Annotated in this window: 23 protein-coding genes; 9 read left to right on the plus strand and 14 right to left on the minus strand. The window is 40.4% G+C overall.

Annotated elements, in window-relative coordinates:
- Positions 1-374: 374 nt before the first annotated feature.
- The 7 genes from KP803_RS18065 to dusA all read right to left on the minus strand — a co-directional run bounded on the left by KP803_RS18065 (position 375) and on the right by dusA (position 7,370).
- Positions 375-1,151: a phosphoadenylyl-sulfate reductase gene (locus KP803_RS18065; RefSeq protein WP_248010267.1), complete on the minus strand. Its 777-nt coding sequence runs from the start codon at positions 1,149-1,151 to the stop codon at positions 375-377.
- A complete protein-coding gene (cysI, locus tag KP803_RS18070) occupies positions 1,144-2,862 on the minus strand; it encodes an assimilatory sulfite reductase (NADPH) hemoprotein subunit (protein ID WP_248010268.1) in 1,719 nt (572 codons plus the stop codon). Before cysI ends, KP803_RS18065 begins: the two co-directional genes overlap by 8 nt.
- On the minus strand, positions 2,862-4,751 hold the full coding sequence (locus tag KP803_RS18075) for an assimilatory sulfite reductase (NADPH) flavoprotein subunit (protein WP_248010269.1): 1,890 nt from the start codon (positions 4,749-4,751) through the stop codon (positions 2,862-2,864). The genes cysI and KP803_RS18075 overlap by 1 nt, the downstream gene beginning before the upstream one ends.
- A 95-nt stretch (positions 4,752-4,846) precedes the next feature.
- Complete coding sequence (locus tag KP803_RS18080; RefSeq protein WP_248010270.1) at positions 4,847-5,077, minus strand: hypothetical protein; 231 nt, start codon at positions 5,075-5,077, stop codon at positions 4,847-4,849.
- Positions 5,078-5,232: 155 nt separating this feature from the next.
- On the minus strand, positions 5,233-5,892 hold the full coding sequence (locus KP803_RS18085; protein WP_248010271.1) for a TIGR04219 family outer membrane beta-barrel protein: 660 nt from the start codon (positions 5,890-5,892) through the stop codon (positions 5,233-5,235).
- Positions 5,893-5,990: 98 nt separating this feature from the next.
- On the minus strand, positions 5,991-6,200 hold the full coding sequence (gene pspG, locus KP803_RS18090) for an envelope stress response protein PspG (RefSeq protein WP_248010272.1): 210 nt from the start codon (positions 6,198-6,200) through the stop codon (positions 5,991-5,993).
- 183 nt (positions 6,201-6,383) lie between these two features.
- The gene (gene dusA, locus KP803_RS18095) at positions 6,384-7,370 is read right to left on the minus strand and encodes a tRNA dihydrouridine(20/20a) synthase DusA (RefSeq protein ID WP_248010376.1); all 987 of its coding nucleotides are present in this window, start codon (positions 7,368-7,370) and stop codon (positions 6,384-6,386) included.
- A 241-nt stretch (positions 7,371-7,611) separates the two neighbouring features.
- On the opposite strand from dusA, the gene KP803_RS18100 reads away from it, so the two are divergent.
- The 5 genes from KP803_RS18100 (at position 7,612) to KP803_RS18120 (ending at position 11,795) form a co-directional block, all read left to right on the plus strand.
- Positions 7,612-8,691, plus strand: a complete 1,080-nt coding sequence (locus KP803_RS18100; protein ID WP_248010273.1) for a tyrosine-type recombinase/integrase — start codon at positions 7,612-7,614, stop codon at positions 8,689-8,691.
- 892 nt (positions 8,692-9,583) lie between these two features.
- Positions 9,584-10,603: an integrase domain-containing protein gene (locus tag KP803_RS18105; RefSeq protein ID WP_248010274.1), complete on the plus strand. Its 1,020-nt coding sequence runs from the start codon at positions 9,584-9,586 to the stop codon at positions 10,601-10,603.
- A 13-nt stretch (positions 10,604-10,616) separates the two neighbouring features.
- Positions 10,617-10,913: a hypothetical protein gene (locus KP803_RS18110; protein ID WP_248010275.1), complete on the plus strand. Its 297-nt coding sequence runs from the start codon at positions 10,617-10,619 to the stop codon at positions 10,911-10,913.
- Between the two features lie 345 nt (positions 10,914-11,258).
- Positions 11,259-11,606 (plus strand): hypothetical protein, encoded by a 348-nt coding sequence (locus tag KP803_RS18115; RefSeq protein WP_248010276.1) that lies wholly within the window; start codon positions 11,259-11,261, stop codon positions 11,604-11,606.
- A gap of 51 nt (positions 11,607-11,657) precedes the next feature.
- Entirely contained in the window at positions 11,658-11,795 is a 138-nt protein-coding gene (locus tag KP803_RS18120; protein ID WP_248010277.1) for a hypothetical protein, read from the plus strand.
- A 184-nt stretch (positions 11,796-11,979) separates the two neighbouring features.
- On the opposite strand, the gene KP803_RS18125 is transcribed toward KP803_RS18120, so the two are convergent.
- The 3 genes from KP803_RS18125 to KP803_RS18135 all read right to left on the minus strand — a co-directional run bounded on the left by KP803_RS18125 (position 11,980) and on the right by KP803_RS18135 (position 15,939).
- A complete protein-coding gene (locus KP803_RS18125) occupies positions 11,980-12,219 on the minus strand; it encodes a pyocin activator PrtN family protein (protein WP_248010278.1) in 240 nt (79 codons plus the stop codon).
- A 521-nt stretch (positions 12,220-12,740) separates the two neighbouring features.
- On the minus strand, positions 12,741-14,504 hold the full coding sequence (locus tag KP803_RS18130) for a retron Ec67 family RNA-directed DNA polymerase/endonuclease (RefSeq protein ID WP_248010279.1): 1,764 nt from the start codon (positions 14,502-14,504) through the stop codon (positions 12,741-12,743).
- A 628-nt stretch (positions 14,505-15,132) separates the two neighbouring features.
- Complete coding sequence (locus tag KP803_RS18135; RefSeq protein WP_248010280.1) at positions 15,133-15,939, minus strand: helix-turn-helix domain-containing protein; 807 nt, start codon at positions 15,937-15,939, stop codon at positions 15,133-15,135.
- A gap of 59 nt (positions 15,940-15,998) precedes the next feature.
- On the opposite strand from KP803_RS18135, the gene KP803_RS18140 reads away from it, so the two are divergent.
- Positions 15,999-16,892, plus strand: a complete 894-nt coding sequence (locus KP803_RS18140) for a DMT family transporter (protein WP_248010281.1) — start codon at positions 15,999-16,001, stop codon at positions 16,890-16,892.
- Between the two features lie 106 nt (positions 16,893-16,998).
- Here the strand turns inward: KP803_RS18140 and manA are convergent, their stop codons facing one another.
- From manA to malX, 4 genes are all read right to left on the minus strand, one after another.
- On the minus strand, positions 16,999-18,105 hold the full coding sequence (gene manA, locus KP803_RS18145; protein ID WP_248010282.1) for a mannose-6-phosphate isomerase, class I: 1,107 nt from the start codon (positions 18,103-18,105) through the stop codon (positions 16,999-17,001).
- Complete coding sequence (locus KP803_RS18150) at positions 18,105-19,274, minus strand: MalY/PatB family protein (protein WP_248010283.1); 1,170 nt, start codon at positions 19,272-19,274, stop codon at positions 18,105-18,107. Before KP803_RS18150 ends, manA begins: the two co-directional genes overlap by 1 nt.
- A gap of 52 nt (positions 19,275-19,326) precedes the next feature.
- The gene (locus tag KP803_RS18155; RefSeq protein ID WP_248010284.1) at positions 19,327-20,010 is read right to left on the minus strand and encodes an oligogalacturonate-specific porin KdgM family protein; all 684 of its coding nucleotides are present in this window, start codon (positions 20,008-20,010) and stop codon (positions 19,327-19,329) included.
- Between the two features lie 146 nt (positions 20,011-20,156).
- Positions 20,157-21,731, minus strand: coding sequence for a maltose/glucose-specific PTS transporter subunit IIBC (malX, locus tag KP803_RS18160; RefSeq protein ID WP_248010285.1), 1,575 nt, complete (start codon positions 21,729-21,731; stop codon positions 20,157-20,159).
- Between the two features lie 231 nt (positions 21,732-21,962).
- Between malX and KP803_RS18165 the strand changes: the two genes are divergently transcribed.
- The 3 genes from KP803_RS18165 (at position 21,963) to KP803_RS18175 (ending at position 24,616) form a co-directional block, all read left to right on the plus strand.
- Positions 21,963-22,985: a Mal regulon transcriptional regulator MalI gene (locus KP803_RS18165; protein ID WP_248010286.1), complete on the plus strand. Its 1,023-nt coding sequence runs from the start codon at positions 21,963-21,965 to the stop codon at positions 22,983-22,985.
- Positions 22,986-23,680: 695 nt separating this feature from the next.
- Positions 23,681-24,145 (plus strand): zinc uptake transcriptional repressor Zur, encoded by a 465-nt coding sequence (zur, locus tag KP803_RS18170; RefSeq protein WP_248010287.1) that lies wholly within the window; start codon positions 23,681-23,683, stop codon positions 24,143-24,145.
- A 9-nt stretch (positions 24,146-24,154) separates the two neighbouring features.
- Positions 24,155-24,616: a chemotaxis protein CheX gene (locus KP803_RS18175; RefSeq protein WP_102403200.1), complete on the plus strand. Its 462-nt coding sequence runs from the start codon at positions 24,155-24,157 to the stop codon at positions 24,614-24,616.
- The last annotated feature ends 64 nt before the right edge of the window (positions 24,617-24,680 follow it).

The raw sequence follows: 24,680 nt of genomic DNA on the forward strand, positions 1-24,680 counted from the left end.
GTTCTTCTTTTGTGATTCGTATCACTTGGAAGAGGCGGCCATTTTAGCGAGATAATCTTCAGTGTCAAACACTTTTTTAAAATTTTCTCTTTTTGCTTTCTAGCCTTGTCAACGTTGCTTGTTAGCCCGTAAGCCCTTGCTGTGTCAACGAGGAGGCATTATAGAGATCGAACTCACATTGGCAAGTATTATTTGTGAAAAAATGCAAAAACAAGCATTAAGAGCTGCTTTTTCATTCAAATGGCTATTTAGTCTATTTTACACAGAGTAAATATACACCTTACCCCCAAACTTATGCACAACATTACCATTTCTCTATTAGTGGTTGCCTAAAAAAAGCCACTTACGCGGCTTTTTAGTAGTCTTCGGTCTAATTAAATTCCTGAACCGTATTGCTCACCATCATCTTCATGGAGACCACACTCTCTTTTCAATCCAAAAAATCGAGTTTCTTCTTCATTCATTCCTGGCTCCCACTTTTTAGACGTGTGGGTATCGCCAACCGATAGATAGCCTTCTTCTCTAAGCGGGTGGTAAGGCAATCCATGTTTCTCTAAGTAGTAGTGGACATCCTTATTACTCCAATCGATCACAGGGAGGAATTTGAACACTCCATTTTGTATAGAGAGTATCGGTAAGTTTGCTCGGCTACTTGACTGTTCTCTTCTTAATCCAGAAAACCATGTACCCACTTCTAACTCATCTAGGGCGCGACGCATCGGTTCTACTTTATTCAGCTTATTGTATTTCTCAATTCCTTCTATACCTTTATCCCATAATTTTCCATAACGGGATTCTTGCCAGTTCGGACTATGGTGTGAGCGATAGACCTTAAGGTTTAAGGTTAACTTCTGGCTAAGGTCATCAATAAACTGATACGTTTCAGGAAATAGATAGCCCGTATCTGTCAATATGACAGGAATATCTGGCTCTTCTTGAGTGACTAAATGAAGCATCACCGCTGCTTGAATGCCAAAACTTGAAGAAACAGTATGAGTTCCTTCTAAATTATCTAAGGCCCATCTTACTCGTTGCTGCGCAGTTAGCCGTTCTAGCTCTGCATTAATTTCAGCAAGACGGATGATTTGCTCCGTCTTAGTTAATGAGAGTAGTTCTGCTAACTTCAATTTTGAAGTTACAGAGTTAAGCATAGAGATCCCTCTTTGATACTTTTACTTCGGCAATAATGCCAGCACGAATAACAAAATCACCAAACGCTTCATTAGGCTCTCGTTCTTTTGACCATTGAGCAACTAACTGATCAATCTCTTCGAGTATCTGTTTATCGGTAATGTTCTCTTTATACATCTTAGGGACACGAGTGCCCGCTTTATTACCGCCGAGGTGAAGGTTATAACGATTCGGTGCTTTCCCCACCAACCCAATTTCAGCCAGCATTGCTCTTCCACAACCATTAGGACAACCAGTAACGCGTGTAATAATGCTATCGCTCTTAGAAATGCTATGCTTTTCTAGGATTGCTTCAATATCGGTTACAAATTGAGGTAAGAAACGCTCTGCTTCTGCCATTGCCAATGGGCATGTAGGAAACGCTACACACGCCATTGAGTTTTTGCGCTGCTCACTGACTGCATCATCCATTAAGCCGTATTCACGAGCGATCTTTTCAATCTTCGCTTTTTCTTTTGTAGGTACACCTGCGACAATCAAGTTTTGATTGGCAGTCATACGAAAATCACCTTTATGTACTTTCGCAATTTCTGCTACGCCACTTTTTAATGGTTTGTTTGGGAAATCAAGTAAGCGACCATTCTCTATAAAGAGAGCAAGGTGATGTTTGCCATCGATTCCTTCAACCCAACCAATGCGGTCACCACGTTCAGTGAACTCATACGGACGGCTTTCACCAAAACTCACATCCGCACGCTTTTCTACTTCTGCTTTAAATACGTCTATTCCAACACGGTCTAATGTGTATTTGGTCTTCGCGTTCTTACGGTTTGAACGGTTACCCCAATCACGTTGTGTCGTTACTACTGCCGCAGCTACTTCCAACGTTTTCTCTAATGGAACAAATCCAAAGTCATCTGCTTTTCGAGCATAAGTTGAAGTGTCACCATGTGTCATGGCTAGGCCGCCACCAACTAACACATTAAAGCCAACTAACTTTCCATTGTCGGCAATCGCAACAAAGTTCAGATCGTTAGCATGAACATCAACATCATTTTGCGGTGGAATCACAACCGTTGTCTTAAACTTACGAGGTAAATAGTTGCTGCCTAATATAGGCTCTTCCGTTGTTTCTACTTTTTCACCATCCAGCCAGATCTCAGCGTAGGCTTTCGTCTTAGGTAATAGATGTTCACTTATTTTCTTCGCCCACTCATACGCTTCTTGATGAAGTTCTGATTCAACAGGGTTAGTCGTACAGAGTACGTTTCGGTTTACGTCACCCGCTGTTGCAATTGAATCAATACCAATGCTGTTTAACGTTTGATGCATTAACTTGATATTTGGCTTTAGAACACCATGGAACTGAAATGTTTGACGAGTCGTTAAACGCAGACTTCCATAACTGGTGTTTTCAGTCGCAAATTTGTCAATCGCTAACCATTGTTTCGGCGTGATGATACCGCCCGGCATACGTGCACGTAGCATTACATTATGTAAAGGCTCCAACTTTTGCTTTGCACGCTCTGCTCGAATATCACGGTCATCCTGCTGATACATGCCATGGAAACGAATCAGTTGGAAGTTATCAGCCGTAAAACCACCCGTAATACGGTCTTGAAGATCATTTTCAATGGTTCCACGTAAAAAGTTACTTTCGCGTTTCAAACGTTCATTGTCTGCTAATGGACCAAGCACTTGACCCAATACTTCTTGCTCTTGCTTGCTCATTAGTACACATCCCTTTGGTAGCGTTTCTCTTTACGTAAGTTATTAATGAATTCTTCAGCATCGTCGCGTGACATCTTTCCTTGCTGCTCAGCCACTTCGATCAAAGCCTCATGAACATCTTTCGCCATTCGAGTAGCATCGCCACACACATAAATGTACGCGCCATCTTTTAGCCATTGCCATACTTGCTCAGCTTGCTCTAGCACTCGGTGCTGAACATAGACTTTTTCATGTTGGTCACGGCTGAATGCCACATCCAATTGAGAAAGCACACCAGATTTTAAGTACTTCTGCCATTCAACTTGGTAAAGAAAATCTTGTGTAAAGGTACGATCACCAAAGAAAAGCCAGTTTTTACCATCCGCATCACGATTATCACGCTCTTGAATGAAGCTACGGAAAGGGGCAATACCAGTACCAGGGCCAATCATGATCACAGGAGCAGAGTCATCTTGAGGAAGCTTGAAGTTGTTATTGTTTTCAATAAAGACTTTAACTTCTCCGCCCTCTTCTAGGCGCTGCGCTAAGAAGCTTGATGCACCGCCAAGTCGAGACTCTTCACCTTTTTGGTATTCAACAAGACCAACGGTTAAGTGTACTTCTTCGTCAACTTCCGTTTGGCTTGATGCAATAGAATATAAACGAGGCGTTAATTTACGTAATAAGCCGACTAGGTCATCCGCTGATAGCTTGGTTTTCTTTTCAGCCAATACATCGACTATCTGCGTATTCCCAGCGTAAGCGCGCAGCTTATCTTTATCTTCCACCAGCTTTTGTAGCTTCTTACTACCAGAAAGCTCTGCATACTTAGTGACGAATTGTGGATTAGAAGCTGTAATTTCAAACTTACTCACTAAAGCACTATGAATAGACAGACTTTCGCCATCCACTTCGACACTCTCAACGCCTGAAAGGCCGACTTTCGACAATATCTCATTGGCTAAATCTGAACTGTTTTCGTACCACACACCAAGAGCATCGCCTGCTTGATAGGTAATTCCAGAGTCTTCAAGATCGATTTCTATATGACGAACGTCTTTACCAGAATCTCGACCTGTGATTTTTTGGCTCGTTAATAAGCTCGCGGTATACGGATTCTGTTTTGTATATTGCGAGTGCCCTGCCGCTTGAGCTACTGGTAATTGCACCACCTCAGCTTCATTACCTGAAGATAAGTCCTCTTGAAGGATATCCAGTGCTTTACCACGCCACTCTTTTGCTTCTGTTTCGTAATCAACATCAAGATCGATACGATCAATAAAGGCTGTCGCACCTTGTTTAGATAAGTAAGCATCAAAATCTTTACCGGTTTGGCAAAAGAACTCATAGCTTGAATCACCAAGGCCAATAACCGCATATTTTAAATTCGGTAATTTAGGCGCTTTCTTCGATTGTAAAAACTCGTGCAGCTCAATGGCATTATCTGGCGCTTCGCCTTCACCGTTGGTTGAAGCGACAATAATGACATGCGTCTCTTTCGCTAAGTTCTTGCCCTTATAATCACTGGCATCAAATAATTGCGATTCAACACCTAGCTGCTTCGCTTCATGCTCTAGTGCTTCTGCCACACCTTTCGCGTTTCCGGTTTGAGAAGCGAAGATGATCGTCAGCTTGCCCGCAGGTTTTGCGGCAACAACGGCTGCGGCTTGTGAAATAGGCGCTGAAGCAGCATTTGATTGCGTTTGACTCAGCCCCCAAAAATAACCACTTACCCAAGCAAGTTGATTCGCTGATAATTCTGAAACTGTTTGTTGAAGTTGTCCAATTTGCTGTTGATTAATAGGCGCTGTAAATGCAGCCTGATCATTTGCTGAAGTGTTTCCAGTTGACACTTCCTTTTGAGAGGACTCTTTCTTATTTAAAGACATGGTCACGACATCCCTATTCATTGCGTGTCGATAGATTAACCACTCTTGCTAATAACAAGAAAGAATAGATAAGTATGTTTTATAACTTTTTGGAAGATAAGAAGTGAAAGTGCTCTCTACTTTTGCTCTATTCGGACTTGAGAAAACCCAACTGCCATGGCTGATTTTGAAGCTAAATCAAGATCCATGTAGTGGCACTCTCCTCCGTGTGAATCTGTCAGTAGTACAAATCCACCACGAGCGTGACGAAACTCAACAACCCAGCTTCCCTCTTGAACAGAAGGCTCTATTATCGCTTCAACCAACTTATCTTCACGATACAAACTTCTTAATTCAGTAATCGTCATATCACCACGCTTCCATTAAAAAAATTCCATTACCGCCCTATAAGAATGGCTGATTCTGCTCAATCTGCTAATAAATTGCATGGTGATATAACGACTAGATATAAAAAACGCCACTTAATAAAGTGGCGTTATAAGAAATATATTTAACGGCGCTGCTAGAATTGGAACTCAGCACCTAAGAACCAACCATTTACAAAGATGAACTCTTTTCCTAATGGTTCGTCAGCCTTGAATTGATCAGACTCAATATCAATGGTTCGGTAGCCACCTTTTAAGGCTAATTCACCTGAAGATACATTGATACGATATTGCATACCTGCGATCAAGTCTGTTGTTTTTAACCCTTTGCTATCACCAAAGTCGACCTGACCAATAATGTCAAAGTTAGTATTTTCGATATTAATTAGAGCTTTACCGAACCAATTAAAAGTTAGTTCATCAAACGTTTCGATCTTGCCCGTCGTTGCGTTTTTGTACTTTGTATTGGAAAACTGACTGAGTGCAATACCGAAGTCGAAGTCCATTAATGCGTGATCAAATACAGTGTAGTAGAAGTTATAATCGTACTTGTCGAACGCCATATATTCAGCGTCAAGCGTTGTATAGCGGAACCCGACATTAGGTAAATATGGTAGATCATGTTCGAAAGCAATATTAAGAGAGGGTAGCTTCTCATCTTCACGTCGAACTTCGTTTACTTTGGTACTTCCCCACCACATATCAGCACCTAGGGTAACGCTGTTAGGTGACTGCGCATAAGCTGCTGATGAGCTAGCCAACATTAATAAAGCTAACCCAAATCCCCGAATATTCATCCTATAAGATCCCTAATTAAATAACTGTATTGATTGTGATCGATAATAATCGGGATGATAACACATTACATTCTCTATTTTTTGCTAAATTAAGAGGATCAACGGGGACTATAAACGTAGTTTTTAAAAAACCACACACCCACTGCGATAACGATAAGCCAAGGGAGTAGCTTAAAGACCACCCCAACCATACCCAATACACTTAATACCAAGAATGAAAGAACTGTTGCAGCCAAAACTGTCATCATTGTGATACCAGTGACCAGTAATGTAGCGATAAAGACAAGTATAAATATCAGTTCAAACATATGTATCTCCTAAAGTATTCAATTGGAATCTATAGAGATACTGCAGGTATCAAGCCAACTTTAAAATAAACATAAAATCAAAGAGTTAAAAACAAAAAAGGTGAGTATCAATAATGATAGCTCACCTTTCACATAAATATTGGTAAATTTCACCATGCTATATGGCGATAATTACACATTCCACTATCTCGGTACTTTAGCCAACGCCGCTTCTAGCACTTCAATTCCAGAACCTGCTTTATGTGCGTTCTCACTAATGTATCTTCTCCACTGGCGTCCACCCGGCATTCCTTGAAACAACCCCAGCATATGTCGTGAGATATGACCTAACTTAGCGCCACTTGCTAGCTGCTTTTCAATGTATGGATACATCATTTCGGCAATGTCATGACGTTCGATGACAGGCTTATCGTGACCAAAAACTCGTTGATCAACGTCTGCTAATAAATAAGGGTTTTGGTACGCTTCACGGCCAACCATTACACCATCAAGATGTTGAAGATGCAGTTGCGTCTCTTCCAGTGTTTTTACACCACCATTAACAGCAATGACCAAATGAGGGAAATCTTTCTTAATTTGGTACGCTCTATCATAATCTAGCGGTGGGATCTCTCGATTCTCTTTCGGGCTTAGACCACTAAGCCATGCTTTACGAGCATGAATCGTAAATTGTTCACACTTCGCTTTCTCAGAAACGGTGGTGATAAAGTCAGTTAAGAACTCATACGAATCGTGATCATCAATACCAATTCGAGTTTTTACCGTAATAGGCATATCGGCTACGTCTTTCATTGCCGACACACAATCTGCCACCAGCTGAGGCTCTGCCATTAAACATGCACCAAAGCGACCATTTTGAACACGGTCAGAAGGACAACCTACATTAAGGTTAATCTCATCATAACCACGCTCTTGAGCAAGCTTGGCGCAAGTTGCAAGATCAACAGGATTAGAACCGCCTAATTGCAGCGCAAGAGGATGCTCTTCTTCGTTATACTCTAGAAAGTCTCCCTTCCCATGAATAATTGCACCTGTGGTAATCATCTCGGTGTAAAGCAGAGTATCTTTCGTCATTAGACGATGGAAGTAGCGACAATGGCGATCTGTCCAATCGAGCATGGGAGCAATCGAAAATCGGGAATGGTAGAAATGTGGGTTTTTCCCTTTCATTTCAACAGCATTAGTTGTTTTTTGAGTCGCATCATTTTGCATCTTTTTGCCCTATTTAACCCGAAATTCGACCTTTTTTTAGCTTGGTGACCCGTGATTGACCCACCAAACCAACCGAAATAAACATTAAGCAGCCAAAATAGCCTCGTTAATGCCGATACCCCGATTCAAATCATGTTTTATTTAAAGAGCGGGGATTCTACATCAAGTTTCTCGCTCACCCAAGCATGAGGACTTTCGTATGGCCAGTTACCATATTGAAAAAATAGCAACGGCATCTAAACAAGGCAAAGGCTACCGATGTCGCATTCGTGAGCGCCGTAATGGTGTAAGTGTTATCGATAAGAGTAAGTTCTTTGCCACTAAAAAAGCGGCAGAAACTTGGGGGAAACGAGAAGTCTCTATAATAGAAGGAGTTGGAGTCGGAGGTTACTTCCCAACAGATGAAACTATTGGCGATTTGCTAAAAATGGCACTTACCGATCCCACTCTTAGCACTAAGCGAACTAAACGTTCTAACCTAAAGCAATTACTTGAGTATCCGATCAGTTTAATTCCTCTCAAAGAATTTAACGAGAATCACCTAATCGGTCATTGTAACTACCGAATAGAGATAGATGAAGTTCAGGCTCAGACAGTCGCGGTTGATGTATCTAACTTAAGGTCGATATTTAAGAAAGCTAAAGCAATGTGGGGAATGGCTATCAATGATCATGTATTTAAACAAGCCCATCCGACTTTGGTCTACATGGGCTTAGTAAAAAAGAGCACTCGACGTAGCCGCCGACCAACTCAAGAAGAAATTAAATTGCTTCATCAGGCGCTTTCCGAATTAGAGCAATCGCCGAAGTGCTGTATTCCCTACTCCACTATCTTTGAATTCTCTATTTTAACCTGTATGCGTATTGGTGAAGTTTGTTCTATTCGCTGGGAAGATGTGAACGAAATTCAAAGAGCGGTACGAGTGCGAGATAGAAAAGATCCTCGTAAAAAGGAAGGTAATCATCAATGGGTTCCTTTGCTTGGAGACGCCTGGGATATCTTGCAGAGACAACCCAGAGATAGTGAACTCATCTTTCCTTATCACTCTCGAAGTATCACTGCTGGATTTCGTAGAACACGAAAAGAGTTAGGTATAGAGGATTTGCGTTACCACGACTTAAGACGAGAAGGAGCAAGCCGATTATTTGAAGCTGGATTTACTATTGAAGAAGTCGCACAAGTGACTGGGCATCGTTCGCTAAATATCTTATGGCAGGTTTATACCGAGCTGTATCCCAACTCCTTGCAAGGTAAGAAAGTTAAGTCGGTGCTTACTTAGCCACAATAGAGAAGCTCACCTAACGTGATCTTCTCTCCCTTCTATATTTGCCAATTCACACCAATAAAAGCGAAATCACAAGTTAAGATCGCAAAATAGCGTCCTTATTTCCGATATCACGTAAAAAAAGGTGTTTAACTAGAAGTATTAACCGCAAATCAAATCGCCATCTTTTGATGGTCTTGGTTTGCACTCCAGATAGTGGAACTGGAATAAAAGGCCACCCATTGTGCTGACCCTTGGTCTCGTACATTGATATATTGGGGGTGTAATCCCTCGCCAAACCGTAGCGAACAACTCGCTAACTGTGCATCTTAGCAATGTGATGTGAACAGATCTCTAGACCCAGTTTCATTCTGTGTCTCGGCTTGAAGATCTCAGGCCAAACTATCGTTCGTCTATTTTACATTTTCCTAGGAACTCCCTCGGTAAGCTAAGCCTTATGGAAAATAGACGAACGAGACAGCCCCCAAACCAGCCCTTACTAGACATAGTCTCAGGACTGATTTACAGGCTTATATTCAGACATGAAAACACATGAAAACATGCTATTTCAGTCATATCAGGACCCTGTATTGTCAGCCGTATAAATACTTACGGAAGACTTGTGACGCAGCCACGTGTACTACTCCTAACTCTTCCAAGAGTAACCAACCTCATACCAATTTAATTCACTCGCTATAGCTATGACCTCTCCTCCTATGAGATCTCAAAACTCAGTCACTAGCTATCTCAAATTGAACAAATTTCGTATGACTATCAAGCGTAAGAGGCGCATTTATCTCTCTATATCCTATCGATGCCGCGCCCATATATTAGGCGCATTTACATTTATCGACAGCTAGCTGCAGCGAAAGGATGGTTATTTTTTACAAATACTTAGGAGTTCCCCATGAAAATTTATCGACCGACAAATCGTACGGAGCGTACGAACCCGAACGCTAGGAATTTTGGTTTACGTTCAAGAGATATGGACAGTGCAGCAAAGCACTCTCTCATAGAAAAGCATAATGCTAAGCAAATCGGCTATAAAACCGTAGCCGATCAGCACTCTCGCTTTAAACAGTTTAGTCGGTTCCTAAAAGAGGAGCACGGTATTAAGGATATGAGAAAGATAGATAAGGAGCATGTAGCTGCTTACGCTGAAAGGTTGAATGAGCGTTATGAGAATAACGATATCTCAGCAAAAACAACTCACGATTACCTTGCTGCCGTTAATAGCGTACTAGAGCAAGCCGTTGGAAATTGCTCACTAAAAGTAACAGGTAAAGAGGCAGGACTTCCTACTCGCACTGAGATTACTACCGTTAATAAATCAATCAACGAGCAACAGCATAAACAAGTTCTTAGCCAGCTACCTGAACGACTCTCATCTATGGCTGAACTTCAGCGTGAACTAGGCTTGCGCTTTCAAGAGTCATGCAAATCAAATCCTCAACAAATGCTCAAGGAAGCTTTATCTAATAAAGTTGTTACGGTTTCCAATGGCACAAAAGGTGGTCAAACACGCCAAGTACCAAGCTCATCACCAAAACAGATTGACGCATTGGAAAGAGCTGCAGCCATACAAGGGAACCACTACTCAATGATTCCAAAATCTCTCAGCTACGCTCAATTTCAAAGTGCAGCTTACAGAGAATACGCAAAGGTTGGCTTCCAACCACATAGTGAACGCCACGTCTATGCACATCAACGCTATTCAGCACACCTAGAAAAACAAACGAATGTTTCAAGCCTTCAATGCCCTGTAGCTTTAGGGCTAAAACATGGTCTTGAGCACTTCAACTATCTCGCTGAAAAGATTGGATGTTCTGTCGAGCAAGCAAAAGCTTTTGATTACCAAGCACGTATGTGTGTAGCAGAGGAGCTTGGTCATCATCGAATTGGAATAACTAACAACTACTTAGGGTAGTAAGGAGCTTACCGTGGACAAAATTGATTACGAAATTTTCATGGGAACAAAACTGTTCAAGCGAACAGGAGGAAAGAAAAACAGAAAGGAGCAAGTTCGTAACATGCAACGCTTCGCAGATTGGGTAAAGCAAGCCCACCCAGAAATAAGGTCTCTAGGGCAAGTAGGTCGCAAGCAGGTTGCCCATTTTTGGCGAGCGCACTCTAATAAGTCGGAGTCGTATAAGCGTAACCTTTATTATGCAATCCGCTACATCTGGAAGAAGATCTTGCACCGTACTAGTAATCCACCACATTTTGAGAAGGTTTAAAATAGAGCATTCACGTTCTCACTACCTAGATATAGCTTAAATAATACTGATATAAGCCTACATAATGATGATTACTTCCTAAAGCTCAGCACTGCTAGGAAGTACTCTAATGTAAAACACATTACCTCAATTGCATCAAACAATAATTCCCGTGCGAAAAACAAACTTTTTTTATTAAATTTTTATTGAAAATTGACGATAACACTATTATGCAGCTGTTTAAGGTGGTAACGTGGCTATAAATGAAGCAATAAAGTACTTTTAAAAGCATCATATTGCTTAACTTCTGCTCTTTTGTTCAGTAGAATACGTCACCCTACAAAAGAACATTAGCAGGAATAGTAAATGTCAATTAAAGCCAACGAACAGGAAATCAATCAACGAATTCAAGGGCTAGTTAAGTTTGCAAAAAGCGTTTTACACTTACCGTTCCCTGAATTGGATTTGGTGAATCCATCATTTACGGTTCTAGCGAAGACTTGTGACCTTATCGCTGCACTACTTCGAGCAAATGCCCAAGGTGGGCAAGCCGAAACTGCAGAAGAAGTAGCAGGCTATATGCGTGACATCGCGACAGCTATCGTTGACCGAGATGACAAAGCTGTAATCGACAGCATGTGTATCCTTGATCAATTTCTAGAAAGCAACCAGGTAACTCATCTAGGTTCTGCTAGTATTAAAGCAATAAAGTAACAAAACATAAAATTTGGTTTAAAAAAGAAAACCCCCAATCAGGAGTCAATTATGAGTAATGAGAGCTATAAGACAATCATGTCACTATTAGATGTTGTTGAGTCTGAGCTTAATAAAATTGCTGAGGCTGTTGGTCACGTAAGTTATGAAGAATTCATGGCTAACAACGAAAAGAAGCAAGCAGCGTAGTCCTTGCATTTTCAATTAACAATATTCAGTAAGAGGAACCTTCGGGTTCCTTTTTTCTTGCCTGTGTTTGCTGCTCACCTTCATACACTCTATGTGATTGAGCATTCCCTAATCGACAACTACTATAAGTAAGTCAAGATTCATTTAAAAACTCCAGGTAACACCTCTACTAACGATACTGCTATCAACATTTACTTCTATTTGCATCAATGTATTTTGCTAAATCTTCTAAGTGAACAAATAGAGGTGCTTTCTGTCCTTCTCCCATAGCTATGATGGGTAACCTTAGCTTTCCTTCGTTGTAATGACGTCTTGCGACTCGATAACTAACACCAAGATAAAGGCTGCACAGGTCCGCCAAAGGGATAAGTAACTTTCCATGCTCTTGGAGTAGGGTGTCATAGGTTGAAACTCGTGCTTTCATAACTCGCTCTCCTTCTTTAATTCATTACACTATGGAAGAATAATTGAGCAAATTTATGCAATAAGCAGGCTATTTTGCGATCTTAGCTGTTTTTTCTTGCTTGTCTTGTTGGTGTATATAAATAGCTCGCTCTACTACAAATTAAATACGCGTTCTGATTTATGCTTACGCTATTAGATATATTAAGTTGTTTGAGAGGATAGATAAGGTTCATTAAGCTAGAAGAAAGCTTGGTGATAGCACTGTGAAGTACAGCATTACTTCACTATCTGCTAGCACGCCAAACTAGCCCATTACATTGAAGGGAAGCTCTCAACCAAAATCATAAGACGATACTCGTTAGATGTGGAAATCAATTAAGTAATGAATTGCGAAGAGAGGATATACTGTAAGAGAAGCAACTCAGCTACGGATATCGAAACTTGAAGAATCATTTACACGTTTATACTCAGCTAAATCCTAACTTACCCCACAGAAAATAAACAGTACCTCACCTTTGTGTAAAGGTGAGGGTTATGCAACTAACTATAGCGCTTTTCAAAATCTAGCTTCACCTTTTCGATGATATCAAAGATCGGCTTGAAGTTAGTAAAGTCGATTGTTTCCCTGTTAGCTCGAATAACTTTTAAAGCAAAGGGCCTCTTCCCATACTCCTTTTCAGGGTTGGGGGCTTTGCTAAACGACTTTCCATCAAGCTTTATCGCTTTAGTTTTTTCATCAAAGAGTTCTTCTATATCAGACTCATCCTGTCCTTTCTTTCTAGGTGTTAGAATCATGTATAAATTATGAAATATATGCGTGAACTCCGCCTTACGCATATCTTCTGCTTTTGTCGGACAATTAGGGTATTTCTTATTAGTCAGCTTCCCTAACAGAGTTTCTACTCCCTCATCATTATCTAAGACGAGAATCACTGGGTTCTTAGGCTTCTGATTCTTAAAGTAATGGAACTCACTTTCAAATCGTTCTAGAAATTTAGAAAAGGTGCCAGCACCATCATCTAAGTCCCAGAAGTATTTAGTTCGGTCATCAAACTCAGGAAATAACAACCTAGGCTTATATGATTTTGTCAGTGACTTTTGACGGACAAGATTCGGATAAGTTTGACGCAGTCCATATAGAGCACTCTTCAAATATATAGGATCAGTCACGCCTTCAGTTAGAACGGTAGGGTATTCATTAGCATAAAATGAACGATAATAAGTAAATCGACTATATACAGCTTCTCGGCTATTCAATCTATTTCTATAGTTTGCCGATTTTTTGTGCTGAACCAGTTCATAGATTGGTTTGGGATGAGACTTCTTAAGGTAATTATTGAATCTATCAATTGAATCAATAAAAGCTAGTTTACCTCCAAGTTCTGCGAGTGATCCCTTCATAGTCAAACCAGTTGCTTTATTCACTGTCTCATATGAACCTTTCTTGAACTGGGAGTGAGCCATAGCTCTCACATTGCGCCAGTACTCACTTTTCACGTTAACTTTTTTATTTACAACCAAACCTGTTGCATCTTGTCGGGAGTCCTTAAATTGAACTCTGGTTTTTTTCGAGTTAATACTGAAACCTGATCTACTAATCTCGTGAACTAACTTTTTGCCAAGCTTTACTTCACCGTTGACTATTTTGACTATGTTTTTATCGAACTCAGCCTTTCTCGTAGAGATCGTAATATCATCAGCATATCTTGAATAGGAGCAACCTTTAGATTTGCTTAGCTTAGAGAGTTTAATATCCAATGAGTTGGTTATCAGATTAGCGATTACAGGTGAGCATGGGCTCCCTTGAGGAAGCTTATTATCGTGGCACGCAATTTGAGCCAAAACCGTTGCAACATCCGGTTCTAGTTGGAAGTCTCTATTTTTGATAAAGAACCCTCTAACACGGCCAAAATTGATGGTTCCAAAAAAATCTTCCAGATCAAGATTCAGAACGTTTTTTTTACCAACATGAACATATGCATTTGAAGCGATCGATTTATGCCTCTCGAAACCATGAGATAACATACATTCCTTTTTTACATCGTTCTTGACCATAATTGCATCTTTACAGTCCAACAATAATTTCGAGAGGCGTCGCTGTATGTCTTTTAACTCCGGGTTCGGAGCACTAATAACTCGAACTCCCCCTGTCTTTTTCTTAACTTCAAATTCTTTGTAATGAGAATCCATCCCTCTTTGATATAACGTATACGTCAGAAAGTGAGACTTTAAGCCAAGTAGCTTTGCTAAATCAGGTTTAGTTTGAGCAGCTTGTAATTGAAGAAGGGACTTATTTTTGGACATAACAATGACCGCCAGAAAGGAATAAAAAGGGTGGGCTCACATTCACTCCTATGCGCATAAGCGATATATTGCTACCAGCACAACTTGTCATCAAAAGGCGAGTCACTCGGACATTTTTTTCACAGGTTGCGAAACGCAACCAACAAATCTGGATGTGAGCCCATACCCCTATAATACTGAACACATAATAACTGTCAATGCATCACTAACAAATTGATCTAAAATGAGTTTCACTATTTTCTAGGCTCAATATTTTTTGCTCTGGTTCACTCAATCAGCCATTGAGTAATATACCCAACTTCAATGGTAGGCAAGAATCCAAAGTGTGATTATGGATATGATGATCACTTGCCTAACTACAGAATCTAACGAAATTATGACTTGGGAAAGCAACTCGATCTAAGTGTTGTTGACCGCTATACTAAGAGAGAAGATTTGAATCGGATTCGGTACGAATGAAGTTGGTTTTGAATGTGAATCGCTTCCTATTGGATAGGAACGATTGAAACCTCGTCCTGATGTGGACCATGGGAGTTTAAAATTACGCTTTACTTTCAGATGGATAGAGAAGGTTTGTTCTCATCGAGCATCGGTATGTTTCTGGGCTTATCAGCTATCTATACACCTACTAATTCAACTTCCTAAACTGGTCAGGTGTAACACCCGTAAGCTTGCGGAACATTTTAATAAATGAAGAACCTTGGCTATACCCTAATTCAAATGCTATCTCATTAATTGATATCGACTCCTTTAATAGCATTATAGCTTTAACCAGCTTTGCCCTTTGTCGCCAATCATTAAAGCTCATATTTAGCTCTTTTTTAAAGCGTCGTGTAAGCGTCCTCTCCGTACTGAATACTCGTTTTGCCCAAGTGGCTAAACTTGAATCATCTGCTGGATTTTCTTGAAGCTGCGCCAAGATAGGGGCAAGTAACTTATCGCGAGTAGAAGGAAGATAGTTGTCGATAACATTTGTCTTCGCTAATCGCTCCATCAACACATACCCCATGCATTTATCTTCCTCAGAGACTACAGCAGTTGTCTTCCTTTCAACTAAATCATCTATTAGCGCTCTAATGAGTGGTGTCAATGGAATCATGCAAGCTTGCTCTGGTAAGCTCTGACTAAGGTCCAAAGCTATGTTTATCGCACAATACTCTATATCACCACGATTAAAGGCTCGATGTATTTGGTTAGGGGGAGTCCAAATTGCATAACTTGCAGGGCAGACCATGACTTGCTGATCTACCTCCATTTCGAGTACTCCTTGCTTAATTAGATGCAGTTGCCCCCATACATGTGAATGAGGCAGCGTCTCTGTTTTTGCTTCTAAAAAAAAGTAGTGAAAGAAGATATCTGTTGGGAGTTTGTCATCTAGCTTAGGCTCAAATTTATTCGCTGTCCTATTGGCTATATTGGGTGTCCTAGTTGGCATACAGCTCTCGCTCCCATCAGTGTGACAATTCTGTTAGTTATTCCATAACAGAGATTCTTATGAATATTATTTTTCCGATTGCAGCCGTATTTATTTGGGCTGCTAATGCAGTAGTAAGTAAACTAGCAACTGGCGCTATAGAACCAGGAGCAATAGCTTTTTATCGTTGGTTTTTTGCCTTAATCGTCCTGCTACCGTTTTGCGTAAAACCCTTATTAGAACAAAGGACTACTGTATTAAAAAACTTAGGTAAACTGACTGTTCTAGCTTCTTTAGGGATGGTTCTAAATCAATGCCTTGCCTATTATGCAGCTCATACTACAAGTGCTACTAACATTGCTGTATTTCTATCACTAATGCCTTTATTTGGGCTTTTCTTAGCTGTTCCTTTACTAGGTAATAAATTAAAAAAGCAGGCTTTATTCGGTGCCATAATCTCTTTTTCTGGCTTAGTTTTTATGCTCAGCGAGGGTAATCCATCAAGTTTACTGGCTAGTGGTATCAAACAGGGGGATGCATTGATGTTTATCTCTAGCTTGGCTTATGCTCTCTATTCAGTATTACTTAATAAATGGAAACTACCACTTAAACCATGGACTTCTGTTTTTTGCCAAGTTGCTATTGGAGCACTTCTCCAACTGCCTTTGTTACTCGTTAGCGACTCCTATGTCATTACGAGCGAAGCATTCCCCATGGTCCTATTTGCTGCTGTATTTGCTTCTGTCTTAGCACCTTGGTTTTGGTTACAAGGAGTACGTCGTATTGGTGCTTCAAATGCCACGTTATTTATGAATTTGGTTCCAATATTTACTGTACTTATCAGCCTTGTTTTTCTTGGTAATCCACCTACTACATATCATTTAATTGGCGGTGGTTTTGTATTAATCGGATTGATAACCGCTCAAGTAAAAGTAAATGCACTGCGGCTACCACTATCCCCAAAAGCAGCCTAAATAATTCCAAAATCTCGGCCGACTAGTTTATCTTCTATCATTTTGAATCCATCTCTAATGCTAATTAGAGATGGATTGGGATGAAAAATCTAACGTTCTAATTTTTCTATTCAGACTCAAAAGCTCGAACTAACAAACCATCTCCTGACACCTGAAAAGTGCCTGGTTCTACAAACAGAGATTGACCTGCATTTAGTGCAGTACCATTGATTTGAACGCTACCTTTCGCTACTAATAAAATAGAGCGAGATGCCACGTTGATGCTCTGTTCAGATTCAAAGACTTGGCATAATGCTAGGCCAAACTTTGTTTCTAGTGGTTGTAGTACACGCTCGTTATTAATGAGGTTCGCAGTCAATTTTTGGGGGATGAAAGGAGCAAATTGAGTACAATTCATTAATTCCGCAGTATCTATGTGTTTTGGTGTTAGTCCTGCTCTCAATACGTTGTCTGAACAACCCATTAATTCGACACAAGTGCCTTGAGTGTAGGCATGTATCGTGCCCGCAGGTAAGTACATCGCCTCTCCAGGTTCAAGAGTCATGCAATTTAGATATAAAGGAGCAAGAACCCCTATATCTGTTGGATAATGATGCGCTAGTTCAACCACCTGTTGCCACATTGGAACGTTACGTGTGATAGCAATAGACAGTGCTTTGGCAATAATGTGCTGCTTGTCTTTTTCTGGCAGCTCTAGCAGTGATATAAGTAAGTTCTGATACCCAAAAGAGTCACCTTTAATTATCTTATTTAATGACTCAGATTCAATGGCATTTAAGTTAACCGTTATCTCTTCTAGCGCTCGGAAACCAACCATAATTTTAAATGGAGACAAGGCCATCACCATTTCCGGCTTTGCATAGGCATCTTTATAGTTCCGATGTGGAGCGTCCAATGGAACATTTAGTCTGTTTTCACGTTCAAACCCATCAACTGCTTGGTTTTCATTGGGGTGAACTTGCAGCGATAACGGCTGAGAAGCACTGAGTACTTTAAACAGGAAGTTAAGTGGTTTTTTCTCTAAAAACTGATCCAACCCTTGCCAAGATTCATCATCAAGTTGGATACTAGATGGCAACGATGGGTGTCCTCCTAGCCATAATTCAGCCAATGGGCTATCCCCTTTTTTTGGAAGCCCAAACAGCCCATAAAGTAGATGGGATCCCCATTGATAGTGCTGCTGTCTTCCCTCTAAAGTGTATGTTGTTTTCATTATGCTAACTCTTTGATTGCTAGAATGAGTGCTGCTAGGCCTTGCTCTACTTTTGAGCGTGGACAACCTAAATTTAGGCGAACAAAGTTCTTTCCAGCTTCGCCATAAGTACTACCTTGCATGATTGCAACTTTATGCTTTTTAATAAGGCACTGATTAAGTGCTTCCATATCTATGGATAAAGGCGAAAGGTCTATCCAAGCAAGATAAGTCGCATCAGGAACTTGATATTTAATCGACGGGAGCTGCTCTGATAGTGTTTGTTGTACATAGAAGTGATTGGCGTACAGATACTCTTTGAGTGCATCTAACCAAGGAGCCCCATTTTGATATGCAGCCATAAGACCAATAACACCTAAGATTGATGGTGAAGAAAGTCCATCAACTTGCTTGAGATTAAATAGATACTGATCACGAGCAGATCCCTCCGCGATAAATGCATAGGCACCATTTAAAGCCGGAATGTTGAATGATTTAGAAGCCGAACTAACTAAAGCCCAACGAGGTCCCATATCAAAGCCGTACCAAGGTGTATGAGGCTTAAAGCAAACATCCATATGTATTTCATCGCTAATAACTGCCACATTGTGTTTTTCACACAATTCAGCCATACGATTCAATTCTTCCATACTCCATACCTTCCCCGTTGGGTTATGAGGACTACAAAGAAGAAGTATTTTGTTATTCGGGTCAGCGAGATGGCTCTCAAACTGATGCCAGTCAAGTTGAAAACCTTGAGAAGTAGGTTGTAGTGGATTTGCAATAATCGTTCGATCTAAACCTAAAATCATTTTATCGAAGGCATCATAGGCCGGAGTATGGATAATGACCCCCTGGCCTGTATTACTCCAATATCGAATAAGCTGAGAAATAATGTAGATCACTGATGGTCCATAAACCAAATGCTCACTATCAAGAACCGTATCAAATCTTGTTTTAAACCAGCCTGTTATTGCATTTTTAAAATCTTCATGATTCCAACGGCTATAGCCAAATACAGGATGTTCTATTCGTGATTGAAGCGCGTCAATGACTACTGGTGGGGCGGAAAAGTCCATATCTGAAATAGTAAATGGTAATAAATTCGGCTCACCGAACCTATCTTCAACGTAATCCCATTGAGTACAATAGCTATTAGTACGATCGATTTTTTCAGAGAAATTGAACATGAACACTCCAAAAGCCCATTCACATGGGCTCTATTAAACTAAATAAATAATCTTAGAAACCGACTGTTGCACCAATAACAAACGCACTATTTCTTGTCTCTTCTATGCCATTTGTCATCATTGGTTGGTTTCTATATTCGACGTAAGGTGCCCACGCCGAGTTTTCGAAGAAATGGGTATATCTCACTTCGTGATCAAACGAATTATCAGCACCAGTATTACGGTCTAAATAAATATTCTTATATTGCAGCCCGTAGCTATCACCACGCCAGCCTACTGCGGTATCCAATCTATTTTCTAAAAAGTCACCGCTGTCTTGATCATAATGAAGACGGAAACGACCACTATAATAAATACCATTATCCCAGTTATAACTTGCCATCACTGCTGGGCGATATTGTGCATTGGCTAACGTATCACCGTCTTCATCGACATAAGTCTGCCCATCAATCATGAGGTAATGTAATCCAACACTCATAGAGAATCGCCCTTCATCCGCATCAAACATTTTTTGCTCTAATGCAAACATCGTATTGGTTGTATTCATGGTCCCTGAACCAAGTGAGCCTTCGATTTCCATCCAAAATGTTGTATTGGTTTCAAACGTATGACCCATCTCGACAGTGTAGGCGTTATCTTTTTTATCATGTATTTGGTAATTACCCGTTAAATAAGCGGCTGATGCTGTAGTGCTTAATAGGGCAAGAGAAATGGCTAAGGTAATGTGTTTTTTCATTGGTAAGCGCTCCGAATATATGGGCGAACGCATCCTTTCTTTAATTATAAAGACGTAATCCAGTCGTCTATTTTTGATATCCAGCTGATACCGATTAAGCGATATCAGCTGGTGTAGGTAGTGGAAGTTATATCTCGCAGTATGTGTTATGAAGTGGTTGGCATGAGAGATTGAATTTCATTTTTAACAAGGTGAACCTGTGTTCCGATAACAACTTGTAAGCTATGCTCATCAAGTTTAACGACACCAAGTGCTCCGTAAGATTTAAGTTTTGCATCTTCAACTAAGCTCATGTCGGCCACAGTTAAACGTAGACGAGTAATGCAGTTATCAAGTGAGGTAATATTCTGAGCGCCACCTAGAGCCGCTAGAATTAGCCCTCCTTTACCGCCTTCAGTTGCAAGAATCGTTTCTGCTTCTTCTGATAGTGCTTCTTCAGCTTCACGCCCCGGTGTTTTTAGGTTGAACTTAAGAATGGCAAATCTAAATACGAAGTAATAAACCGTGAACCAAATACCAGCGACAAGAGGAACCAAGTACCACTTAGTTGCAGTTCCCTGAAGGATACCGAAGACTAAGAAGTCAATGATATTGCCGTCAGTATTACCAATGGTAACGTCAAGCATACCCATAACCATGAAACCAAAACCAGTTAACATTGCATGAATAAAGTACAGAGCAGGTGCAACAAATAGGAATAAGAACTCTAGAGGCTCGGTAATACCACCAACAACACAAGCGACAACACCAGATAATAATAGCGCTTTAATCTTGCTGCGGTTTTCAACCTTTGCGCAGTGATACATTGCTAGGGCTGCACCAGGAAGTCCACCCAAAAATGCTGGCATTTTACCTTGTGATAAGAAAGCAGTTACTGAAGGTGTAAAGCCTTGAGTTTCAGAACATGCTAGCTCTGAATAAAAGATGTTTAGTGCACCAGATACCGTCTCACCACATACTTCTAACGTACCACCAGCTTCAGTAAATCGGATAAGAGCAACGAGAATATGATGAAGGCCAATAGGAAGAAGTAAACGTTCACCCGCACCAAATAAGAAAGGTCCAAAGTCACCAGCTCCAGCAATCGCATACCCAATACCATTGATGCCAGCTGCAAAGTAAGGCCAAATAAATGGTACAAGTAAGCCAACTAGCCCTAGTACAACACTCGAAATAATTGGAACAAAGCGCGCTCCACCAAAGAATGCTAATGCATCTGGCATTTTGAATGTATAGAAGCGAGTGTGCAGCTTAGCAACGATAATACCGACAATTACAGCTCCCAAAATACCAGTATCAATCGAATCTGTACCCAGAATTGACTTCACGCCATATGCCTGTCTCAGAGTGTCACTATCAAGCACTCCATTCACAGTTAGGTAGAAGTTAATTGCTAAGTTCAATGCCGCATAACCCACTAAACCAGAAAATGCAGCCACACCTTTTTCTTCACGTGCTAAACCCATAGGAATAGCAATGGCAAACATTACTGGAAGATAAATAAAAGCGACTAAGCCAATTTTTGTCATCCAAATAAAGACATATTGAAGAATTGTATTATCAAAAAGTGGCATTGCTTCTTTTAGAGCAGCACTTGAGAAAGAGCTACCTACACCCAGTAAAATACCGGAAAAAGCGAGCAGAGCTACGGGAACCATAAAAGTCTTCCCTAAGCTTTGGAAGAACTCCCACAAAGTGGATTTCTTATTCTCTTGTTTCATTGGATCTCTCCATTAGGATTCAGATTGGCTATAGAGCGAATTTCATTCACTACATTTTTGTAATTGAGGGAACAATACACCTGATAAACTTTTGATAAAACGTTTTACCAACTTTATTGTGATCATGATCTTTTTAATTTTTGCATCTCACCTAAAACTCTATAAGATATAGGATGTCAAACGTAAAATTACGTGATTTAACGTTTTATCAATATTCAGCATTTGTGAGCAATGACTAATAAAAAAGTAAACATAAAAGATGTAGCTAAGAAAGCTGGTGTCTCCGTTACTACCGTTTCTATGGTATTAAGTGATAAAGGGCGTATCTCTGTGGAAACTGCAGAGAAAGTCAATCAAGCTGTACAGCAGTTGGGATACATTAAGAATCAAAGCGCATCTAACTTAAGAGCTCAAAAATCAGCCTTGATAGGACTCGTGCTACGAGATATCAGCGACCCCTACTATGCGGAAGTTGCTGCAGGGTTAAGTGAAGTGCTGGAAGAGAAAGGCTATATGCTGTTTCTTGCTCAATCAGGATCAAACCAAGAAAAGTTTGACCAGTGCATTTCAACACTAAAAGCACAAGGTGTTGGAGGGATAGTATTCTGCCCAATTAGAGATATTGGTGTACCAAACATTGATAAACTGACTGATTTAGGTACACCGTTAGTTTGTGTCGCTAGAGCGAAGGTTGGTCAACAAGTAGACTTCGTAGGCCCAGATAATATGTTGTCAGCCAAGATGGCAACGGAGTACTTAATTAAACAAGGGCATCGACAGATTGCCTATGTGGGCGGGAATAGTGATTCTTTAAGCCGAGCAGAGCGGCTCGGTGGATATTGCAGTACTCTCATGCAATTTGGCTTACCTTTTAAACCAGAATGGGTAATTGAATGCGACAAGAGCCAAACTGTCGCTGCCGAAGCTGTTAGCCAACTCATAAGTAAAAACCCAAAGATCACAGCAATACTATGTCACTATTCATCAACTGCTTTTGGGGCTGTCTATGGTATCAATAGAGCTAACCGTAGCGTCGGCAAAGATAACTACATTGGTCAGCAGATCGCTGTAATTGGTTTTGATGATGTGCCAGAAGCAGAATTGATCCAACCTTCCCTTACTTTTGTTTCAACTCCAGTACGTGAAATAGGTCGCCAAGCTGGTCATAGGCTAATTAGTCAGATTGGTAGCAAGGAAAGTAGTCCACAAAGCGTAATCCTAAGCCCAGAGCTGATTACTAGGGACTCTGCTTAAAGGGGATTACCAAGATGGCTTAGGTTAGATTTCTCGTAATGTAGAGATTATACTAGAAAGAGTGATTTGATCTGGTTTCGGTAAAATGAAAGTAAATGTGGAATGTTAATCGCTTCCTATTAGATAGGAGCGATTGAAACCTCGTCCTGACGTGGACCATGGGAGTTTAAAATTACACTTTATTTTCAGATGGATAGAGAAAGTTCGTTCTCATCGAGCATGGGAGCAATCGAAAATCGGGAATGGTAGAAATGTGGGCTTTTCCCTTTCATTTCAACAGCATTAGTTGTTTTTTGAGTCGCATCATTTTGCATCTTTTTGCCCTATTTAACCCGAAATTCGACCATTATTGTATCAACTGGGCCATTAACGCCCTACATGAGCACTTTATAAAGCTAAGAAGAATGACTTCTACTGCTACTCAAGGCCATGAATTTTAGAGCGTCGGATTCTACATCAAGTTCACTCTACGCCCAAGCCTCTTTCTTATGAGTCACATCTTTGTTTTTCTTCTAAATCCACCCTATACCTCGTTACTCACGGACTTCTAGCTATCGTTCCTCTAATAATTACGGTAACTTATAGCCTATAATAAAAGAGTTATGTTTTTAGCCAAGTCTAAGTCGAGACAAATACTACAATGGTAAAACGATATTTAGCTGGAATTGGTATATTATTAATTATGTCCAATGGTTATGGTGATTAAGTTGGACAAAGATCTTGTACAGCAAATTGAAGATATATGCGAAACACGCAGGGTGAGGTTAACACCTCAGAGAAAGAGAGTATTTGAACTTATATGTGCAAATAAAAAAGCCTCTTCAGCTTACGAACTTCTTGATGATCTTAAGAAGACAGAGCCTCAAGCTAAGCCCCCTACGGTATATCGAGCGTTGGACTTCCTTATTGAGCAAGGTTTTATACATAAGGTGGAATCAACAAACAGTTTCATTTCATGTTGCTCATGTAATGCAGATAAACATCATTCTCATTTATTGATTTGTGACAGTTGCAGTAACGTTATTGAGCTACAAGATGATAACCTTGTAAGCTTGTTAGCCAAGAACGCTGAGAAGCATGGCTTTGAAATTTCGAATCATGTTATTGAATCTCATGGCATATGCCAGACATGCTCCTCAAATGTAGAAAATAAAATATAGAAGAAAGATATGCGCGCTGAATTTGTAAACCCGTTTTTAGCTTCATTAATGAATGTTCTAAAGACGATGGCTTCACTGGAGTTGAAACCACAAAAGCCTAGAGTTAAGAAAGATGAAATCGCCCGAGGTGATGTATCTGGCTTAATCGGAATGGTAGGGGACAAAAGCCGCGGCTCTATGTCTATCACTTTTGATGAAGCGCTTGCTCTAGAAATTATGCAGAATATGCTCGGTGAGCGGCCAAATGGCATTAATGAAGAAGTGACCGACATGGTTGGTGAAATCACTAACATGGTGACCGGTGGTGCAAAACGAATCCTAGCTGAAAGTGGTTTTGATTTTGATATGGCAACACCAATTGTGGTTGCAGGTAAAGGGCACACGATTCGTCATAAGTGTGAAGGGGCGATCATCATCATGCCTTTCACCTCGCAATGGGGTAACGCATTCATCGAAATTTGCTTCGAATAACAAATTGATTTGAATACAAGGCTCTAAGAACCAAAAAAGGTTGGCTATATGCCAACCTTTTTAT

It is taken from the genome of Vibrio amylolyticus (genome assembly GCF_023145695.1).
Lineage (GTDB): Bacteria > Pseudomonadota > Gammaproteobacteria > Enterobacterales > Vibrionaceae > Vibrio > Vibrio amylolyticus.

Coding starts and splice junctions, on each gene's coding strand:
- KP803_RS18065 (WP_248010267.1), bottom strand. CDS start 1,151: ATGCTTAACTCTGTAACTTCAAAATTGAAGTTAGCAGAACTACTCTCA.
- cysI (WP_248010268.1), bottom strand. CDS start 2,862: ATGAGCAAGCAAGAGCAAGAAGTATTGGGTCAAGTGCTTGGTCCATTA.
- KP803_RS18075 (WP_248010269.1), bottom strand. CDS start 4,751: ATGAATAGGGATGTCGTGACCATGTCTTTAAATAAGAAAGAGTCCTCT.
- KP803_RS18080 (WP_248010270.1), bottom strand. CDS start 5,077: ATGACGATTACTGAATTAAGAAGTTTGTATCGTGAAGATAAGTTGGTT.
- KP803_RS18085 (WP_248010271.1), bottom strand. CDS start 5,892: ATGAATATTCGGGGATTTGGGTTAGCTTTATTAATGTTGGCTAGCTCA.
- pspG (WP_248010272.1), bottom strand. CDS start 6,200: ATGTTTGAACTGATATTTATACTTGTCTTTATCGCTACATTACTGGTC.
- dusA (WP_248010376.1), bottom strand. CDS start 7,370: ATGAAAGGGAAAAACCCACATTTCTACCATTCCCGATTTTCGATTGCT.
- KP803_RS18100 (WP_248010273.1), top strand. CDS start 7,612: ATGGCCAGTTACCATATTGAAAAAATAGCAACGGCATCTAAACAAGGC.
- KP803_RS18105 (WP_248010274.1), top strand. CDS start 9,584: ATGAAAATTTATCGACCGACAAATCGTACGGAGCGTACGAACCCGAAC.
- KP803_RS18115 (WP_248010276.1), top strand. CDS start 11,259: ATGTCAATTAAAGCCAACGAACAGGAAATCAATCAACGAATTCAAGGG.
- KP803_RS18120 (WP_248010277.1), top strand. CDS start 11,658: ATGAGTAATGAGAGCTATAAGACAATCATGTCACTATTAGATGTTGTT.
- KP803_RS18125 (WP_248010278.1), bottom strand. CDS start 12,219: ATGAAAGCACGAGTTTCAACCTATGACACCCTACTCCAAGAGCATGGA.
- KP803_RS18130 (WP_248010279.1), bottom strand. CDS start 14,504: ATGTCCAAAAATAAGTCCCTTCTTCAATTACAAGCTGCTCAAACTAAA.
- KP803_RS18135 (WP_248010280.1), bottom strand. CDS start 15,939: ATGCCAACTAGGACACCCAATATAGCCAATAGGACAGCGAATAAATTT.
- KP803_RS18140 (WP_248010281.1), top strand. CDS start 15,999: ATGAATATTATTTTTCCGATTGCAGCCGTATTTATTTGGGCTGCTAAT.
- manA (WP_248010282.1), bottom strand. CDS start 18,105: ATGAAAACAACATACACTTTAGAGGGAAGACAGCAGCACTATCAATGG.
- KP803_RS18150 (WP_248010283.1), bottom strand. CDS start 19,274: ATGTTCAATTTCTCTGAAAAAATCGATCGTACTAATAGCTATTGTACT.
- KP803_RS18155 (WP_248010284.1), bottom strand. CDS start 20,010: ATGAAAAAACACATTACCTTAGCCATTTCTCTTGCCCTATTAAGCACT.
- malX (WP_248010285.1), bottom strand. CDS start 21,731: ATGAAACAAGAGAATAAGAAATCCACTTTGTGGGAGTTCTTCCAAAGC.
- KP803_RS18165 (WP_248010286.1), top strand. CDS start 21,963: ATGACTAATAAAAAAGTAAACATAAAAGATGTAGCTAAGAAAGCTGGT.
- zur (WP_248010287.1), top strand. CDS start 23,681: ATGGTGATTAAGTTGGACAAAGATCTTGTACAGCAAATTGAAGATATA.
- KP803_RS18175 (WP_102403200.1), top strand. CDS start 24,155: ATGCGCGCTGAATTTGTAAACCCGTTTTTAGCTTCATTAATGAATGTT.